The organism is Listeria ivanovii subsp. londoniensis (genome assembly GCF_000763495.1).
GTDB lineage: Bacteria > Bacillota > Bacilli > Lactobacillales > Listeriaceae > Listeria > Listeria londoniensis.
In genome coordinates this window covers 1,509,476-1,525,900 of sequence record NZ_CP009576.1, presented here as the reverse complement: position 1 = coordinate 1,525,900, position 16,425 = coordinate 1,509,476, and the positions used below count along the sequence as shown (strand labels likewise).

Below are 16,425 nucleotides of genomic sequence, written 5' to 3'. Positions count from 1 at the left end.
GCATGTTACTCTGTGCACAAATATTGTGAAAACGGCTTAAAAGGAAAAAAGTTTTTTTGCAGGAATTATTAATTGAAAAAGAATACTATTACTCAAATTTAGTATCAAAGAGTTAATTTTCCTACCATAAAAACACTTTTTTATTTTTTGTGAAAAATATCTAGCAAAGGATTTAAAAGAATTATGTAGAATATGACTTGTAAGGAGGTTGTTATGCCACAAAAATTAATGGATCATATTCTATCCCAAGCACTAAAATTTAATGCAAGTGATATTCATATTCACCCTTTCAAAGACCGTTATTTATTACGCCTGAGAGTTCACGGAACCTTAATCCCGCTCCGTTACCTCCCAAGAGAAACTGCTGAAAAATTAGTTTCTTTTCTTAAATTTCAAGCTGCTTTAGATATAAGCGAAAAAAGAAAACCGCAATCCGGAAGTTATGAAAAAGAACTAACTTCAGAAAAAGTTGCTTTACGACTTTCTACCATTCCAAATAAAGACTTTCAAGAAAGCCTTGTTATTCGTATTTTCCGTTATAAAAATCCTATTCCGTTTAGGAAATCAAGTCTTTTTCCACATTTGACTGAACAAATTATTCAACAATGCACCACAAAACCGGCTTATTTTTATTTTCTGGCAGCACTGGCAGCGGAAAATCTAGCTCGATGTATAGTTTAGTTTCTTTTATTAGGAAGTATTCCGAACTTCAAGTTATAACGATTGAAGATCCCGTGGAACACTACTCCCCAGAATTTCTTCAAGTTGAAATTAATGAAAAAGCACATCTAAACTATGCTTCTTTGATTCGAGCAGTTCTTCGTCATGACCCTGATATTTTAATTATTGGAGAAATTAGAGATGAAGAAACAGCAAGAATGGTTATTCGTGCTGCATTAACTGGACATTTAGTTTTAAGCACTATTCATGCAGGTGATTCTTATGGTGTTTTATTAAGGTTAGCAGAATTTGGTATCAGCCATGAGGAACTTGCTCAGTGTTTACTTGGAATTAGTTTTCAACAATTAGTTCATCTATATTGTGTTTATTGTGGTCCCAAGTGTCATCCGCACTGCAGTCATTTGAAAAGGAAAAGAACAGCCATTTATGAAGTTTTATCTAAACAAAATATTCAATCTTATTTCCAATCTAATAAACAAAAAACGAAACCTAAACATACGCTTCAAGAAATTCAGCAGAAAGGAATTGCTTATGGATTTTTTTAAAAGGATTAACTGGAAAGATGATGGCGAGTTTTTAATCAGAACCGCTAGTTTACTCGATAAAGGATTTTCTCTCGAAGCTACAATTAGTTTTTTGACCATCACTTCTCCAAAAGAACATACTCGTTATGAAAAAATTATTGCCTCTCTCTCGCTTGGGAATTCTTTTGCCCATTCACTTCAACAAAATGATTTTCCGGAGTTTATATGTTCTCAACTTCACTATGCCTCAAGTCACGGCTTTTTCATTCAGACAGTCCGCGAAACCGGTATTCATATGCAGCGAAAAGCAGCAGAACAAACTGCTTTAAAGAAAGCTTTCCAATATCCGCTCGTATTGTTCTCTACAGTTATTTTAGTTTTCTTTTTACTACGGATTTTTCTACTCCCCAAATTCGAACTTTTATTCGAGCAATTATCTAATAATGGTTCAATGGAATCAAGCTTCACTTATTTTTTACTAGAAAAAGTTCCGATTATTTTAGGAGCCTTCTTCCTTCTGCTTTTTTTAAGCATGCGTTTCTTTATAAAAAAGCAAAAACAAAAAAATGCTTATCAACGGGCTAATTTTTATTGTCGCATTCCTTATATATGTCAATTTTCACGAATTCATTATTCACAGATTTTTTCACGTGAAATGGGCTATCTTTTAAAAAGCGGATTGTCCATTTCGCATATTATGCAATTATTCGAAAGCAAGTCTTCCCCACAATTTTTCCAAGCAATTGCAAAACGAATTCTTTCCTCCCTTGAAGAAGGTTTCCCTTTAACAAAGGCCTTAGCACAAATGTCTGTTTTTGAAAAAGAACTTTATTATATAGTTGCGCATGGAGAAAAGAATGGACGTTTAGCGGAAGAATTACTATTTTACTACAATCTTTGTCACCAAAAAGCTTTAATAAAAACAGAAAAACTATTCTCTTTTATTCAACCTGTTGTATTTATTATTATTGGCATTTTAATCATATCTATTTATCTCTCTATTCTATATCCAATGTTTTCAATGGTAAATCAAATTTAAGGAGGAAGTTTACATGTTTAAAAGAAAAATCGATTGGCGTGATGAACGTGGTTTTACTTTAGTGGAAATGCTTATAGTTTTATTAGTTGTTAGTGTTTTATTGTTATTAACCATTCCAAATATCGTTTCCCAAAGTGAATCTATTAATAACAAGGGGTGCGAGGCATTTGTTTCGATGGTTCAAGGCCAAGTTCAGTCTTATCAACTAGAAAAAAATGCAATGCCTTCTGTTAGTGATTTAGTAAGTGGTGGTTACTTAAAAGCTAATCAAAAATCATGTCCTAATGGAAATAGTATTACAATCGATCGTTCAGGAAATGTTTCCGAAAACAAATGAAAACTAACGCTTTTACATTACTAGAAATGTTACTTGTCTTATCCATCAGTCTTACTATGATAACCTTAACGATCTTCCCAATATCAAATAGCCTTTCAACGCTTACCGAAAAACAACTATTAGAAGAAATAAAAGCTACTATATATTATGCTCAGCTAAATGCGATTACGAGTGGCCAAGACACAATGATTACTTTTTCATCCCCTGAAAATCAATTAACAGTTGCTACTATGAATAATTCTCTTATCACAGTCCCATTTTCTAATTCGCTAAAATTAAATCCGCAGAGATTAGAAAAATTTTGTTTCTCAGGTTCGGCTGGTTCTATTAATCGCTTTACCACCGTTCGCTTTATTGGTAAAGCTAACAACTACAAACTAATATTTCAAATTGGAAAGGGGCGCTTTAGAATTGAACCGGATTAATGGATTTTCTTTAGTTGAAAGTATGGTTTCTCTCTTGTTATTCTCCTTAGTTTGCAGCTTTTTACTCCCTCTCACTCTAACTATATTTCAAAGAATAGAGCAAGAAAAAGAATTAAGTACGCTTCACCAACAGCTGTTTGAGCATAGTGAATTATTACTACACGGTAGTATCCCTATCAATTTTAACGATAATCAATTAAAAAGTTATCACGAAAATGGAGGTATTCAAATTTGTGCAAAAAATAAACGGACAGAAAAATGTATATTATAAAGATGCTTCTCCAGCATTTACGCTACTCGAGACTATCCTCTCCATTACAATTATTTTAAGTATTAGCTCGCTTATCCCACTATTTTTTCAATGCTATCACAAAACTATCGAACTTAGTAATTTAGATCAAACGACGGAATGGCAACTTTTTTTAATTCAGATGCGATTAGAGTGGGAAAAAGCAAGTAATGTTAAAGTAGAAAAAGAGCAATTATCTTTTCAAGTAGAAAACAAAAAAATCACTTATACAAAATTTAATAACGTACTAAGACGACAAGTGGATGGCAAAGGACATGAGCCTTTATTAGCCCAAATAAAAGAATGGCGGTTTATAAAAAATAATAATCAATTAATCTTAGAAGTTGATTTCTCAGATTCGACATTCTATACCTCTCGCTTTCCACTATCCAAAACAAAGGAACAGCCATGAATCAAAATGCATTTACACTTCCTTTTACTATCTTTATCGCTTTGCTAACTATCTTAATTGTTACTGGTAGCGCCTCTATTTTTAAAAGGCAGGTGGAATACGAAAAGATGATCCAAAACTATTACTTGGCTTCAGCGGAACTTAATTTAACCATTATTAAAATAAAAAAAGCACCTGTCCAATCAAATTTTACAGAAAAATATGGTCGTTCTGAAATTAAGTGTACATCTATCGATAATAAGTCCAATGAATTCAAATGCCAAATTCTTTTAGAAAATGGCTACCAGCTTTCAAAAAATATGAGTATAGCCAAAAACAACGAACCCTAAAAAACAGGAATTCGTTGTTAAAAAGATTTTGTTGGAGTATTAACTAAATTATACATTTTACCTGTTTTAGTGTCTATTACTTTATCAAAGAGGTAACCATAGAGAATTAAGTCTCCTGTTTCATAGGATAATATCGGTTGATTATCCATCAAGTCTAAAATAGTTGTTTCTTTATTAGTCGTCGGATTAACTTTTACCAACTTATATTCATTCTGGTTCCCACTTATTTTAGCACTCTCATAAGGTTCAAATGTCAAAAAGGCATTTTTATCAAAATTCGCATCGAAATATGGAACAAAAGTGCCCAATTCATCGTATTCTCGCGCTGAATAATAAGAATAGAAATTTTGAAAACCAATTGTTCTAAATTCATACAATAATTTCTCATCAGATGACTTTTCTATTGTAATTAAAACATTATCATGAACAGCAAATTGCATAATATTTGCCACAATTAAGCTCTTATTAGAATTATCTCGAATGTCTTGTAAATATAAATTTCCTAGTTCATCATCTGGTTTGTCCTTGTTATTTGAAATGATTAAATTATCCCCATACCAAGAAACAAATGGTGAAACTAAATCAACCTTATCAACTTGATTTAATGTATAATCCCAATTTTCTACATGAAAATCCCATTCTGGACTATAAATTACTAACATTATTTTTTCAGGAGATTCATTATTCCAATAAAAATTAGTAGTAAGTGGATTTGTTTCTCTTGATGCAACAATATTTCCATCATCTAAATCAATTACCCGCATTATTGCTTTCTCACTTGATTCAGCGGAATAAAGTAACATATTTCTATAATCTGGGCTAATTTGAACTTCCGAGATAGATTCCTTTGTATGAAAGATAGCTCGCTTTTTTCCTGTATAGATATTTAATTCAGCAAAATAACTGAGTCCTTTTGCTTTAGTTTGAAGCAAAACAGAGTCTTTCGATAACCAGCCAACAACCCGCTGAAATTCTTTTGTTTTAATTTGAATAGCTTGGACATCTTTTGTTGTCTTTTTTGGCGTTTCTTTTTCCTTTGCGCAACCAAAAGAGATAAAAATCAAGCCCATTGATATGACGATAAGCAAAATAGTAGTTGATTTTTTCATCTTTTGCCTCCAATCTCTCTATGCTAAAATTTTACCCTTTTCGTAGTAAGCTAAAACAAAGCTCATAGAAAGATTCATTTCATAAAAACAAGCTACAATAATGGAGTATTATTGTAGCTTTGTAGAAATAATATTAATCTTCAATTGGCATTGCTAACCAAGCAGCTCCAATTACGCCTGCGTCATTCCCTTTTGTCGCAATAGATAATTTGGTCGATTCTTTCACTGCTGGGAATACCATTGTTTCAAAATAATTTCTAACAGGGGTCAGTAACTGTTCTCCTGCCGCTGAAACTCCGCCACCAATAATAATCTTTTCTGGATTTAACATGTTGCCAATATGGCTAAGCGCAAGAGCTAAATAAAAAGAAATTTTATCAATAGTTTCTTTAGCTAACTCGTCACCTTCAGCACCTAATTCGAAAATCAATTTAGAAGTAATGTTCTCTGTATTTTTGATTGCTTCTTTAAGTTTTGATTCACCAGTAAATTCTTTTGCTAAATCTTTCGCAACTCGAACGATCCCTGTCGCTGAGGCCACAGTTTCTAAACAGCCTTTTTTACCACAAGTGCAGTCATAGCCGTTTTTCGGAACTACAGTCACATGACCAATTTCACCAGCTGCACCTCGGACTCCGTGCAATATTTTTCCTTCTGCAAAGATTCCGCCACCAACACCAGTTCCAAGCGTTACAAATACAACATTTGCACCACCTTCTCCAGCGCCTTTCCAGCGCTCACCAAGAGCTGCAACATTAGCATCATTGTCTAGGGTGATTTTTAATCCAGTAATTTTTTCTAAGTCTTCACTCACATTTTGTTCTTCTGCCCAGTTTAAATTATAAGCACCTTTTACAGTTCCGGTTTCATAATTAACAGTTCCAGGCGTCCCCATTCCGATACCATAAAAGATATCATTATCAAGTTGTAAGTCTGTTAATTTTTGATTGAGCGAATCACCAATGTCTTTTACGATATGCGAACCATTATCATCAATATTTGTATCAATAGTCCATTTTTCTTCGATTTCGCCTTCTTTTGTTAAGATTGCTAATTTTACTGTTGTCCCGCCTAAATCTACACCAATTAATTTTTTGTTCATTACTTCTGTTCTCCTTATAATCAATTTAGTTTAAACTACTATTTTTTCGTTGTTCCTTAATCAACTCTTGTTTTAAAATGCTTCTCGCACTAGCAAAAATTTCTCTATCTAGAATATTATGTTTGAAAAGTTCCGTTATCTCATATTCCATCATTTCAATGTCATATTGTCGCTTTCCTAAATAAACGATAATGCCGTGTTTTCTTAACAATTGAGCAACATCATATACTGATTTCATAGTAAAAACCTCTTATTCTTTTGTTTCTGTTAACTTATCATAATAAGAATCGAAAAATGGGTCATTAGAAAGTTGATTAGCAATTTCTGCTTCTTTTAACGCATTTTGTTTATCACCTTTTATTTGATAACAAACTGATAAATAATAATGTGGTTCTGGTAAGTCTTTATCAATAGTGATTGCTTCTTTCGCCATTTCCTCTGCTGTATCTACTTGTTTATCTTGTAATGCAATAGATGCCGCATACGTATATGAATAAGCATCTGCACTCCCGCTTTCAATCAAATTAGCAGAAATCTTAGTTGCTTCACTTTTGTTGTCATCTTGTAAATATTTTTGTACAGCATAGTTGGCTTGTGCCGGATCATATTGCTGCGTTCCTTTTTGAAAACCAAAGTAAAGAAATAAAATAGTGATTCCAACAAGAGATATACCATACGCGAGACGGCGCCAGTGGAAAAATTGATTTGGGAGTGATAAAGCGCCTGCCAGCAAGAATCCGCCAACTAATCCACCAATATGACCTGCAATATCGATTTGAGAAGAAAATACATCCAACAATAAGTTAATAGCTACAAGAGACGCGATGCTAACACCGATTGTTTTTGCATAAATATTTGGTTTCAATACGACTAAATACAACAGTGCTCCCATAACCGCAAATACCGCTGTACTGGCCCCGACAGATAAATTCATATTTAAAGTGAAACTGGCAATATTACCACAAATACCACCTAAAATGAGTATAAGTACATAACGCCATTTTCCATAAATACGTTCTGCCCAAGCACCGACGATATAAAGCATCACTGCATTAGAAGCTAAATGGATTAAGCCACTATGAAGAAAAATGGGTGTAATAAAGCGCCACCATTCGCCAGCATAGATAAGTGGATTGAATTTCCCACCCCATTTAATTAAATTAAAGGAATCGGTTGATCCACCCTGGAAAGTAACCCATAGAAAAGCGGCAATTAATAGCCCAATAAAGGCATAAGTTACAGTTGGTTTTGCATTTCTAGCAACTTTTTGTTCTTCATTTACTTTTGTAGTAATATACGCAATTACTTGTTCTCGTTCTTTTGTTACCATTTCTTTTGTTATTTCATCTGGAAGAATAAAAGCGTCTACCGGTAATTCCAAAGATTTAACAAGAGTGTTTAGCTGTTCTTTCATTTGTTCGTTTGCCAGTAAAATATTCTCTATTTTCACTTTTTCATTTGGAGAAGTAATTGGCTTTCCGAAATAAGGTGAAATATCACCCATCGGTTCAAATGGAGTTATATATATATTTATAAGCGGCAACTTAAGGCGCCCCATCTGCTTCCGAAGATTCTCAGAGACGTGCATAGTATGGGTAACATCGCGTTCTACAACGTTAGCCCAACTTAATTCTTTCATTTGAATACGGATGACTGGTCTTTTTTTCCGACTTGTATTTTCTAACCAAAGTTCTTGTTTCTCCTCGTGAAGATGGATTAAACGGTATTTTTCAACACCCAAGAAATAGTTGGTTAGGCGCCAGAAGACATATTGTTCTTGGAAGCTCAAAAAATTCCCTGCTTTCATTACAAATTATATTTACTACTATACGCAAAAAAATGGACGTTGTAAACAATCCACTCTATTTTCTATGTATTTATTTTTACTTATCCTTCAATTAGGATAGAAACTGGTTTATCATGGCTTTCTTGCGCGAATTCTTGCTTTTGTTCATAAAAACACAAGGAAATAGTATCGCCATTGAAATCCATTAGGAAACGATCATAAAATCCACCGCCAAAACCAATTCGGAAATGCGCCTTATTAAAAGCAACGCCTGGAACTAGCAACAAATCAATCTTATCTTTTGCTACCGTTTCAGTCAAATCGCTTGGTTCTAAAATTCCAAATTTAGATTTTACAAGTAGATGCACGGAATCCATCTGTTTAAATTCCATGTTTCTACCAGGATAGTAGGTTTTTGGAATTAATACTGTTTTACCATCTTTTTTTGCTTGTAATATAATTGTTTCTGTTTCAATTTCTGGATGCCTTGCCAAAGTTAGACCGATAATGTTTGCCTTTTTCCATTCTGGCAATTCAAACAGTTTTTCTGCAAGTTTGATAGATCGTTCGCGGTGCTCTACTTTATCCATATCGTTTAGGTTGCGTAAAACTTTTTCCCTAATTAGGCGTTTGTCACTCATCTCGACATCTCCCTTTTAACAGAATAAAAAAAGCAACAGAATGAAAATCCTGCTGCTTACTTAGTTTCGCGGTGTAAAGTTACACGGCGTAATCTTGGACAATATTTTTTTAATTCAATACGTTCCGGATTTTCACGCTTATTTTTAGTAGTGATATAATTACGATCACCGCATTCAGTGCATTCTAAAGTAATATTAACGCGCATTGTTTTCCCTCCAACTCGACTGATGAATTTATTTACTAAACCTGTATAATAATATCATTTTTATACAGTTGTTGCAAGGTCTCTGTGCATTTTCTTTTTATTTTCTTTACAAAACCTTATTTCGGATGGTGTTTTAAGGTAAATTATGCTATAACTAGTAGTAGAGTTTATGGAAGCGAGGTGTGTATAAAACCCATGACCACAGTCATAATTATCTTATTGATTGCAGCTATTGCGCTATTTGTTATTTCATTCTTACAAAAAGGTGATAATAAGCAATTAGAACAAGAACTGGAAGATGTTGCTTCTCAGTGGATGCAAGAAAATTTCGAGTTAAAAAAACGTGTCTCTGAATTAGAAAAGGCAATGAAACTGGATAGCCCAGATACGCAAATTGAGCAAGTTCCTGAAAGTCCAAAAGTTCGTGAATTAATGAAAAAACAAGTGATTACACTTTATACTTCTGGAATTGTAACATCGGAAATCGCAGAGCAATCTTCCCTTCCTAAAGAAGAAGTGGAACAAATCATTGAGGAATATTTAAAACATTGATTTTAAAATTAAAGGAGGAGCCTAGTCTGTGAAGAAGAACTTACGGATGTTGGCATTAGGTTTTTTAGTATCTGCTGTTGTCTTACTGGTTTACGATCAGTTTTTCTCGACTCCAACCAAAGCAGACGAAACAAATGCCGCAACAACTAAAAACATTTCTGAAGACAACTCAAACACATGGAAAACGAAATACGAAAAACTATTAGCTCAACAAGAAGTTGATAAAGCGGCTAATGACGAAGCTAAAAAAGCGGCCGATGAAGCTGCCAAAAAGAAAGCTGAAGAAGCTAAGAAAGTAAAAAGTTATACATTGACAATTTCTAAAGGAGACCCTTCCTCAAAAGCTGGAGAAGAATTACAGGCCAATGGGATAATTAAGAGTTCTTCTGAGTTTGATAAATACTTAAAAGACCATAATTATGAAAAATATGTTCGTGATGGTAAGTATAATTTAAAAAGTGATATGAGTTATGAAACCATTGCAAAAATTTTAGCACATAAAAATTAACAAAAGAACGGTCAGAACTTGAGGTGATTAATATTCATCTTTATGTTCTGGTCGTTTTTGTGTTATTATCTAAGAAAGAAAGGATGATGAATTATGGCAAATGTAATAATGGTAAACCTCATAAAAAATACGGGGGTATCTTATTTATAGAGTGCTCCCACCTAAAAAGGAGCAAAAAAATTGATATTAGAAAAGTATGGTTTTACAAGTTTTTTTGAAGAACAAACTGTAGCAAAAAATGCAGACTACGGAAGGGTTACTGCTGTTTTTAAAGATTCTTACCGTGTTATAACAGAACAAGGAGAATTTTTGGCCAAACTTAAGCGAGGGAATTTTTACGAGCTATCGTCTTCTTCCCTTCCTGCTGTTGGAGATTTTGTAGAGGTAAGTATTGACTTTTCGCAAACTGTTCAAATTATTTCTGTTCTTCAGCGGAAAACTGTTTTTTCTCGGATGAACAAGGATTCTGAAGAACAGTTAATTGCAGCGAACTTTGATTATGCGCTCATTGTCATGAGTTTAAATCATGATTTTAATTTGAACCGTTTGGAGCGCTATTTGACGGTCGCTTGGGATAGTGGCGCCTCTCCTATTATTATTTTAACAAAAGCAGACTTAGCAGCGGACTTGACTTCGTACACAGATCAGCTAGAAACCGTTGCTTACGGCGTCCCAACTTATTATGTGGACAATTTATCACACATGGGTTTTGAAGCTCTAGAACACGATTTAAAGCCGCACAGCACGCTTGTCTTACTTGGCTCTTCTGGTGTTGGAAAATCTTCCTTCATTAACGCACTCGCTGGCAAAACTTTGATGAAAACATCGGATATTCGTGAAGATGATAGTAAGGGAAAACATACAACTACACATCGAGAAATGCATTTACTGGAAAATGGTTGGATAGTCATTGATACTCCCGGAATGAGAGAATTCGGGATTGGCCTAAATCAGGCTGGCTTAGAAACAACTTTTTCTGATGTTGAGGAATTAACGGAGCATTGTCGTTTTAACGATTGTTCTCATGTCAAAGAACCTGGATGTGCAGTTCAAGAAGCGCTAACTGATGGGTCTCTTTCCATGCAACATTATGAAAACTGGCTTAAATTACAGAAAGAGCTAGCTTATCATGCTAGGAAAAACAGTCCAGCTTTAGCAAGACAAGAACGAGATCGTTGGAAAACTATTCAAAAAACAATTAGAACACAATATAAAAATCGACCAAAAAATAAATAAAAAAAGCAAGTAGCCAGAAAAATGGCTACTTGCTTTTTGCATTATTTAGATTCAGGTTTATCTTTTTTAGGGTAGTATTTTTTCTCAGCTTGCGGTTTTTTATCGCCTTCTGGTTGCTCTTTTTTCTCAAGTAATACTTTGCGCGATAAGTTAACACGGCCTTGATGATCGACTTCGATAACTTTTACAGTAACCTCATCCCCAAGTTTTAAGATATCTTCTACTTTTCCTACACGTTCATGTGCTAATTCAGAAATATGAACTAAACCATCCGTTCCTTTGAATAATTCAACAAATGCACCAAATTTTTCAATGCGACGAACTTTACCTGTGTAAACTTCCCCAACTTGAACTTCGCGAACGATATCTTCAATGATCGCAATCGCTTTACGGTTCATTGCTTGATCTTGAGAAGCAATATAAACTGTACCATCTTGCTCGATATCAATTTTCACACCAGTTTCTTCAATAATTGCATTGATTTGTTTTCCACCAGGTCCGATAACATCTTTAATTTTTTCTGGTTTAATGTTAAGGGTAATAATTTTTGGTGCATACGCAGAAAGTTCTTCACGTGGTGCACTAATTGTGCTTGTTAAGTGTTCTAGGATATGCAAGCGACCTTCTTTAGCTTGAGTTAATGCTTCTTCTAAAATTTGGCGGCTTAATCCGTCAATTTTGATGTCCATTTGAAGTGCTGTGATACCATCTTTTGTTCCAGCAACTTTAAAATCCATATCGCCAAAGTGATCTTCCATACCTTGGATATCTGAAAGGATAGTGTAATCATCGCCAAGTTTCACAAGTCCCATTGCGATACCTGCAACTGGCGCTTTAATTGGCACACCCGCATCAAGCATAGCAAGTGTAGAGCCACAAATACTTGCTTGAGAACTAGAACCATTCGATTCAAGTACTTCTGATACAAGACGAATAGTGTATGGGAAATCCTCTTCGGAAGGGATTACATATTGTAATGCACGTTCACCTAAAGCACCGTGACCGATTTCACGACGACCTGGAGCACGACGAGGACCAGTTTCCCCAACACTAAATTGCGGGAAGTTATAATGATGCATGAAACGTTTGTATTCTTCAGTTCCTAAGCCATCAATAATTTGGTGTTCGCGTAATGGAGCAAGCGTACAAACACTTAAAGCTTGGGTTTGTCCACGAGTAAATAAACCAGAACCATGGACGCGTGGAAGTAAACCAACTTCAGAAGAAAGCGGACGAATTTCGTTTACTTTACGACCATCAGGACGGATTTTATCTTGAGAAATAAGACGACGCATTTCATCTTTTTCAATCATTTCTAAAATATGTGCTACTTCACTAAGAACTTCTGCTTCATTTTCTAGTTCTTTTGCTTTATAGCTCTCTAAAATTTCTTCTTTTACGTCTTCGATAGCAGCTTCACGAGCTTTTTTCTCTTCTGTTTTGATTGCTGCTTTCATTTTGCCTTCACTTGCTACTTTCACTTCTGCTTCAAGTTCAGGATCGCTTACAAATAATTCGATTTCGCGTTTTTCTTTTCCAACAGCGTCAATAATTTGTTGTTGGAATTCACAAAGACGCTTAATTTCTTCATGACCAAACATAATCGCTTCAAGCATTGCTTCTTCTGAAACTTCTTTCGCTCCAGCTTCTACCATATTGATTGCATCATGTGTTCCAGCAACCGTTAAGCTAATATCGCTTTTTTCTGCTTGTTCAATAGTTGGATTGATAACGTATTTGCCATCAATGCGACCAACATCAACACCTGCAATTGGACCATCAAATGGAATATCAGAAATCACGAGTGCTACTGAAGAACCTAGCATTGCTGCCATTTCTGGTGAGCAATCTTGGTCTACACTGAATACTGTAGAAGTAATTTGAACTTCATTACGGAAACCTTCTGCAAAAAGTGGGCGAATTGGACGGTCAATTAAACGAGCTGTTAATGTTGCACGGTCGCTTGGACGTCCTTCACGTTTTAAGAATCCACCAGGAACTTTACCGACAGAGTACATTTTTTCTTCATAGTTAACTGTTAACGGGAAAAAGTCACCTGGACGTGGTTTTTTTGAACCTACAGCTGCTGTTAAAACAACTGTATCTCCGTAACGAATTAATGCCGCTCCACTTGCTTGTTTTGCTAATTGACCTACTTCGACAGATAATGTTTTACCTGCCCATTCTGTTGAAAATACTTGTTTTTCAGACATAATTTAATCTCCTTTTATTAGGAAACACGAACCAGAAACTTTACCATGCATAAGAATGTTCACGCACACTTTAGAATTTCTAAAGCACACATGAATCCAAAAACCTGTTATAAACAAGGGTTTCTTAACACGTTTTTGGATTCATGCGATAAAGTTTCATTTCTTAGCCGTGTTTTCCAAAGTTTAATATGCTTAATACTCAAAAAAAAGCGGGAACTTTTGGTATCCCGCTTTCGTCTGGTTTTTATCGACGTAAACCTAAACGTTTGATAAGTTCGCGGTAACGTTGAACATCTTTTTTACGTAGGTAAGTTAATAGGTTACGACGGTGACCTACCATTTTCATTAATCCACGGTAAGAGTGATGATCTTTTTTGTGTACGCGAACGTGTTCATTTAAGCTATTGATTTCAGCAGTTAATACAGCGATTTGTACTTCTGGTGAACCAGTATCTGTATCATGGACACGGTACTCTGCAATAATTTCATTTTTGCGTTCTTGAGTTAAAGCCATTTCTTTCCACCTCCTTCTAAAATATCCCCAATTACTGAGCCTAGCGTCGGTGAGTCGCAAAAAGCCAAGTAATGGTTCTGTTCGTACAGATTTAAAGATACACTATTTAGCCTCCAAAAGCAAGCAGAAATAGTAGTTTAATCATCTAAATCAGCAAAAAAAGCTCTTGTATCTTGCTCGTCTTTTTCTAATTGAGCAATCAGACCTTCCACACCATTAAATTTAAGCTCAGGACGGAAAAATTGGTACCATTCTATTTCTGCTTCTTCGCCGTAAATTTCGCGATGAAAATCCAAAATATAAACTTCGATAGATAATGCTTGGTCGTCCTTAAATGTAATATTATAGCCGATACTTGCCATTCCCAGATGAGTTTTCCCATTAACACGGAATTTCACTGCGTATACCCCAAGTTTTGGAATCAAATAATCTTCATTAACAAGAATGTTCGCTGTTGGAAATCCAATTGTTCTACCACGTTTATCTCCATGAATTACTGTTCCTTTTGTTGTATAGGGATAGCCTAATAACTGATTTGCCTCTTCCAATTCACCTTCTGTAATTGCTCGTCTAATATTAGTCGAGCTTATCTTATCACTAGATGCGGTTTGTTTATCCACGATAGTAACTTCAAAACGACCATTTGCATAACCTTCCAAATTGGTCATTTTTCCTTCCCCTTTTTTACCATAAGAATAATCAAAGCCAGCAACAACATGTTCTACATTCAAGGCAACGAGGTATTTATCAACAAATGCTTGCGGAGATAATTCGGAAAACTGTGTAGTAAAGCGAACTACATACATAATATCAACACCAAGGTCAGTCATTTTTTCTGCTTTATCTTCCAGTGGGGTTAGATATTTTACTTGTTTTCGGATATTGCTTAAAACGACAGATGGGTGCGGATCAAACGTTAAAACCGCTGTTTGAAGTCCTTTTTGTGTAGCAATCTGTTTTGCTTGTTTAATGACCGCTTGATGCCCTAAATGCACGCCATCAAAGAAGCCAAGCGCCATTACTTTTTTTAAGTCTGTCCACTCGTCCGTTGCAATCGGATGATGTAAGTATATCGTCTTCATTTTTTGCCACTTCTCCTCTAAATTCGAATTCCTTTAATATCATAATATAAGAAAGTTGCAGTCGCAATTACTATGCTTGATTTAATTCAATGACTTTTTCTGGCTTCCAAATGTCTTTTTTCTCTGGATGCGGTTTGTAAATTGCAGTTAATTTTTCTTTAAAAATAAGCGCAACACGAGGTTCATTTTCTACTGTCATAAATAAAGATTCTGGTAATAATCCGCCATTTAAAACTTTGCTATGCACTTCCTCATCAATGACTAGTTTTGCCATTGATTCAATCCCTTTTTCAAGCGGATATAAAAAATCATTTTCATTCTTTTGAAACTTTTCTTCCAGTTCTATCAGGGTTAGGCAATCTTCTTTTTTGAAAAAGCCGCTTTGTACTCGCTCTAACTTAGACATATGCGCAGGATACCCTAACTGTTCGCCAATCATGACAGCAAGCGTGCGAATATACGTTCCTTTGCCACATGCGATTTCTAAACGGAAAGTCGGATTTGCTTCATTTAGCGGAGTGGCGCCATCTAAGCGGGTTAATGAATAAATATCCACTTGTCTGGATGGACGTTCAACCTCTATTCCCGCTCTTGCATATTCATACAATTTCTTGCCATTAACTTTGACAGCTGAATACATTGGTGGAATTTGGGTGATTTTTCCAGTGAGTTTTGTTAGTGCAACTTGAAGTGCTTCGGCCGTGATTTCTGTTAGCTCTTTGGTTTCAACCGTCTCACCAGTAGCATCTTCTGTAGTAGTTGATTTACCTATCGTGATTTCGGCTACATAAACTTTCCCTTCATCCGTTACATATTCCGCGAGTTTTGTCGCACGTCCAACACAAATTGGGAGTACACCTTCTACTTCAGGATCCAGTGTACCAGTATGTCCAACTTTTTTTGTATGTAAAATTTTTCTTAATTTAAAAACGCAATCATGACTTGTCATTCCACGTTCTTTCCACAGTGGGATAATTCCGTTCATCCGGCTCCTCCTTCTAACAAAAAAAGTTTAAGACAATTTCCGCTTACATCCCGTTTGAATGAGAAGATAAAGGGATTGCCTTAAACTTTTATTTATTATTGATCGTTATTTAAGTCACGAAGCAATTCATCGATTCGATTTCCGTAAGCGATGGAATTATCTATTTCAAAAGACATTTCTGGAACTTTACGAAGTCGAATACGGCGACCGATTTCTGAGCGGATAAAGCCATGCGCTTTTGCAAGTGCAAGTAATGTATTTTCTTTCTCCTTATCGGTACCAAGAATGGAAATGAACACCTTAGCTTCTTGTAAGTCACCAGTAACATCTACTCCAGTTACAGTCACAAACCCTAAGCGCGGGTCTTTAATTTTGCGATTTAAAATATCGCCCAATTCTTTTTTCATTTGCTCACTGACACGATTTGCTCTTACGTTCAAGTGTATTCACCTCTT

Annotated in this window: 20 protein-coding genes and 1 pseudogene; 10 read left to right on the top strand and 11 right to left on the bottom strand. The window is 35.2% G+C overall.

Annotated features, from left to right (window positions below; all coding sequences use genetic code 11):
• Positions 1-213: 213 nt before the first annotated feature.
• The 7 genes and pseudogenes from comGA (at position 214) to JL53_RS07485 (ending at position 4,036) form a co-directional block, all read left to right on the top strand.
• Positions 214-1,226: pseudogene (gene comGA, locus JL53_RS07515) on the top strand (competence type IV pilus ATPase ComGA).
• On the top strand, positions 1,213-2,244 hold the full coding sequence (comGB, locus tag JL53_RS07510; protein WP_038407246.1) for a competence type IV pilus assembly protein ComGB: 1,032 nt from the start codon (positions 1,213-1,215) through the stop codon (positions 2,242-2,244). The pseudogene comGA and the gene comGB overlap by 14 nt, the downstream one beginning before the upstream one ends.
• Before the next feature lie 13 nt (positions 2,245-2,257).
• Positions 2,258-2,581: a competence type IV pilus major pilin ComGC gene (comGC, locus tag JL53_RS07505; protein WP_038407245.1), complete on the top strand. Its 324-nt coding sequence runs from the start codon at positions 2,258-2,260 to the stop codon at positions 2,579-2,581.
• Positions 2,578-3,006: a competence type IV pilus minor pilin ComGD gene (gene comGD / locus JL53_RS07500; RefSeq protein WP_038407244.1), complete on the top strand. Its 429-nt coding sequence runs from the start codon at positions 2,578-2,580 to the stop codon at positions 3,004-3,006. The genes comGC and comGD overlap by 4 nt, the downstream gene beginning before the upstream one ends.
• Positions 2,993-3,277, top strand: coding sequence for a competence type IV pilus minor pilin ComGE (gene comGE / locus JL53_RS07495; RefSeq protein WP_038407243.1), 285 nt, complete (start codon positions 2,993-2,995; stop codon positions 3,275-3,277). The genes comGD and comGE overlap by 14 nt, the downstream gene beginning before the upstream one ends.
• Positions 3,240-3,707 (top strand): competence type IV pilus minor pilin ComGF, encoded by a 468-nt coding sequence (gene comGF / locus JL53_RS07490; protein WP_038407242.1) that lies wholly within the window; start codon positions 3,240-3,242, stop codon positions 3,705-3,707. The genes comGE and comGF overlap by 38 nt, the downstream gene beginning before the upstream one ends.
• A complete protein-coding gene (locus JL53_RS07485; protein WP_003719615.1) occupies positions 3,704-4,036 on the top strand; it encodes a hypothetical protein in 333 nt (110 codons plus the stop codon). Before comGF ends, JL53_RS07485 begins: the two co-directional genes overlap by 4 nt.
• Positions 4,037-4,053: 17 nt before the next feature.
• Here the strand turns inward: JL53_RS07485 and JL53_RS07480 are convergent, their stop codons facing one another.
• The 6 genes from JL53_RS07480 to rpmG all read right to left on the bottom strand — a co-directional run bounded on the left by JL53_RS07480 (position 4,054) and on the right by rpmG (position 8,880).
• Positions 4,054-5,145, bottom strand: coding sequence for a YqgU-like beta propeller domain-containing protein (locus tag JL53_RS07480; protein ID WP_003719614.1), 1,092 nt, complete (start codon positions 5,143-5,145; stop codon positions 4,054-4,056).
• A gap of 133 nt (positions 5,146-5,278) precedes the next feature.
• Positions 5,279-6,247 carry an ROK family glucokinase gene (locus JL53_RS07475; protein WP_003719613.1) on the bottom strand — a complete coding sequence of 323 codons (969 nt, stop codon included), beginning with the start codon at positions 6,245-6,247 and terminating at the stop codon, positions 5,279-5,281.
• A gap of 25 nt (positions 6,248-6,272) precedes the next feature.
• Positions 6,273-6,485, bottom strand: a complete 213-nt coding sequence (locus tag JL53_RS07470; protein ID WP_003719612.1) for a YqgQ family protein — start codon at positions 6,483-6,485, stop codon at positions 6,273-6,275.
• Between the two features lie 12 nt (positions 6,486-6,497).
• Positions 6,498-8,036, bottom strand: coding sequence for a rhomboid family intramembrane serine protease (locus JL53_RS07465; RefSeq protein ID WP_074673862.1), 1,539 nt, complete (start codon positions 8,034-8,036; stop codon positions 6,498-6,500).
• A 98-nt stretch (positions 8,037-8,134) separates the two neighbouring features.
• Positions 8,135-8,674 (bottom strand): 5-formyltetrahydrofolate cyclo-ligase, encoded by a 540-nt coding sequence (locus JL53_RS07460; RefSeq protein ID WP_038407240.1) that lies wholly within the window; start codon positions 8,672-8,674, stop codon positions 8,135-8,137.
• A 56-nt stretch (positions 8,675-8,730) separates the two neighbouring features.
• Positions 8,731-8,880: a 50S ribosomal protein L33 gene (gene rpmG, locus JL53_RS07455; RefSeq protein WP_003719608.1), complete on the bottom strand. Its 150-nt coding sequence runs from the start codon at positions 8,878-8,880 to the stop codon at positions 8,731-8,733.
• A gap of 195 nt (positions 8,881-9,075) precedes the next feature.
• On the opposite strand from rpmG, the gene JL53_RS07450 reads away from it, so the two are divergent.
• From JL53_RS07450 to rsgA, 3 genes are all read left to right on the top strand, one after another.
• Positions 9,076-9,432, top strand: a complete 357-nt coding sequence (locus JL53_RS07450) for a hypothetical protein (protein WP_038407239.1) — start codon at positions 9,076-9,078, stop codon at positions 9,430-9,432.
• A gap of 28 nt (positions 9,433-9,460) precedes the next feature.
• Positions 9,461-9,940 carry an MltG/YceG/YrrL family protein gene (locus tag JL53_RS07445; protein ID WP_003719606.1) on the top strand — a complete coding sequence of 160 codons (480 nt, stop codon included), beginning with the start codon at positions 9,461-9,463 and terminating at the stop codon, positions 9,938-9,940.
• Between the two features lie 180 nt (positions 9,941-10,120).
• A complete protein-coding gene (gene rsgA / locus JL53_RS07440) occupies positions 10,121-11,176 on the top strand; it encodes a ribosome small subunit-dependent GTPase A (protein WP_038407238.1) in 1,056 nt (351 codons plus the stop codon).
• 41 nt (positions 11,177-11,217) lie between these two features.
• Here rsgA and pnp read toward each other — a convergent pair whose 3' ends face one another.
• From pnp to rbfA, 5 genes are all read right to left on the bottom strand, one after another.
• Positions 11,218-13,389: a polyribonucleotide nucleotidyltransferase gene (gene pnp / locus JL53_RS07435; protein WP_038407237.1), complete on the bottom strand. Its 2,172-nt coding sequence runs from the start codon at positions 13,387-13,389 to the stop codon at positions 11,218-11,220.
• 244 nt (positions 13,390-13,633) lie between these two features.
• A complete protein-coding gene (gene rpsO, locus JL53_RS07430; protein ID WP_003719603.1) occupies positions 13,634-13,903 on the bottom strand; it encodes a 30S ribosomal protein S15 in 270 nt (89 codons plus the stop codon).
• Positions 13,904-14,040: 137 nt separating this feature from the next.
• Positions 14,041-14,985, bottom strand: coding sequence for a bifunctional riboflavin kinase/FAD synthetase (locus JL53_RS07425; RefSeq protein ID WP_003719602.1), 945 nt, complete (start codon positions 14,983-14,985; stop codon positions 14,041-14,043).
• A 70-nt stretch (positions 14,986-15,055) separates the two neighbouring features.
• Positions 15,056-15,970, bottom strand: coding sequence for a tRNA pseudouridine(55) synthase TruB (truB, locus tag JL53_RS07420; RefSeq protein WP_038407236.1), 915 nt, complete (start codon positions 15,968-15,970; stop codon positions 15,056-15,058).
• A gap of 95 nt (positions 15,971-16,065) precedes the next feature.
• Positions 16,066-16,410 carry a 30S ribosome-binding factor RbfA gene (rbfA, locus tag JL53_RS07415; RefSeq protein ID WP_003719600.1) on the bottom strand — a complete coding sequence of 115 codons (345 nt, stop codon included), beginning with the start codon at positions 16,408-16,410 and terminating at the stop codon, positions 16,066-16,068.
• Between the last annotated feature and the right edge of the window lie 15 nt (positions 16,411-16,425).

Bases quoted from the DNA above. Each gene is read 5' to 3' on its own strand.
- JL53_RS07480 (WP_003719614.1), bottom strand. From the start codon at position 5,145: ATGAAAAAATCAACTACTATTTTGCTTATCGTCATATCAATGGGCTTG.
- rpmG (WP_003719608.1), bottom strand. From the start codon at position 8,880: ATGCGCGTTAATATTACTTTAGAATGCACTGAATGCGGTGATCGTAAT.
- rpsO (WP_003719603.1), bottom strand. From the start codon at position 13,903: ATGGCTTTAACTCAAGAACGCAAAAATGAAATTATTGCAGAGTACCGT.
- comGD (WP_038407244.1), top strand. From the start codon at position 2,578: ATGAAAACTAACGCTTTTACATTACTAGAAATGTTACTTGTCTTATCC.
- JL53_RS07450 (WP_038407239.1), top strand. From the start codon at position 9,076: ATGACCACAGTCATAATTATCTTATTGATTGCAGCTATTGCGCTATTT.
- JL53_RS07460 (WP_038407240.1), bottom strand. From the start codon at position 8,674: ATGAGTGACAAACGCCTAATTAGGGAAAAAGTTTTACGCAACCTAAAC.
- JL53_RS07470 (WP_003719612.1), bottom strand. From the start codon at position 6,485: ATGAAATCAGTATATGATGTTGCTCAATTGTTAAGAAAACACGGCATT.
- pnp (WP_038407237.1), bottom strand. From the start codon at position 13,389: ATGTCTGAAAAACAAGTATTTTCAACAGAATGGGCAGGTAAAACATTA.
- JL53_RS07425 (WP_003719602.1), bottom strand. From the start codon at position 14,985: ATGAAGACGATATACTTACATCATCCGATTGCAACGGACGAGTGGACA.
- comGC (WP_038407245.1), top strand. From the start codon at position 2,258: ATGTTTAAAAGAAAAATCGATTGGCGTGATGAACGTGGTTTTACTTTA.
- truB (WP_038407236.1), bottom strand. From the start codon at position 15,970: ATGAACGGAATTATCCCACTGTGGAAAGAACGTGGAATGACAAGTCAT.
- JL53_RS07475 (WP_003719613.1), bottom strand. From the start codon at position 6,247: ATGAACAAAAAATTAATTGGTGTAGATTTAGGCGGGACAACAGTAAAA.
- JL53_RS07485 (WP_003719615.1), top strand. From the start codon at position 3,704: ATGAATCAAAATGCATTTACACTTCCTTTTACTATCTTTATCGCTTTG.
- comGB (WP_038407246.1), top strand. From the start codon at position 1,213: ATGGATTTTTTTAAAAGGATTAACTGGAAAGATGATGGCGAGTTTTTA.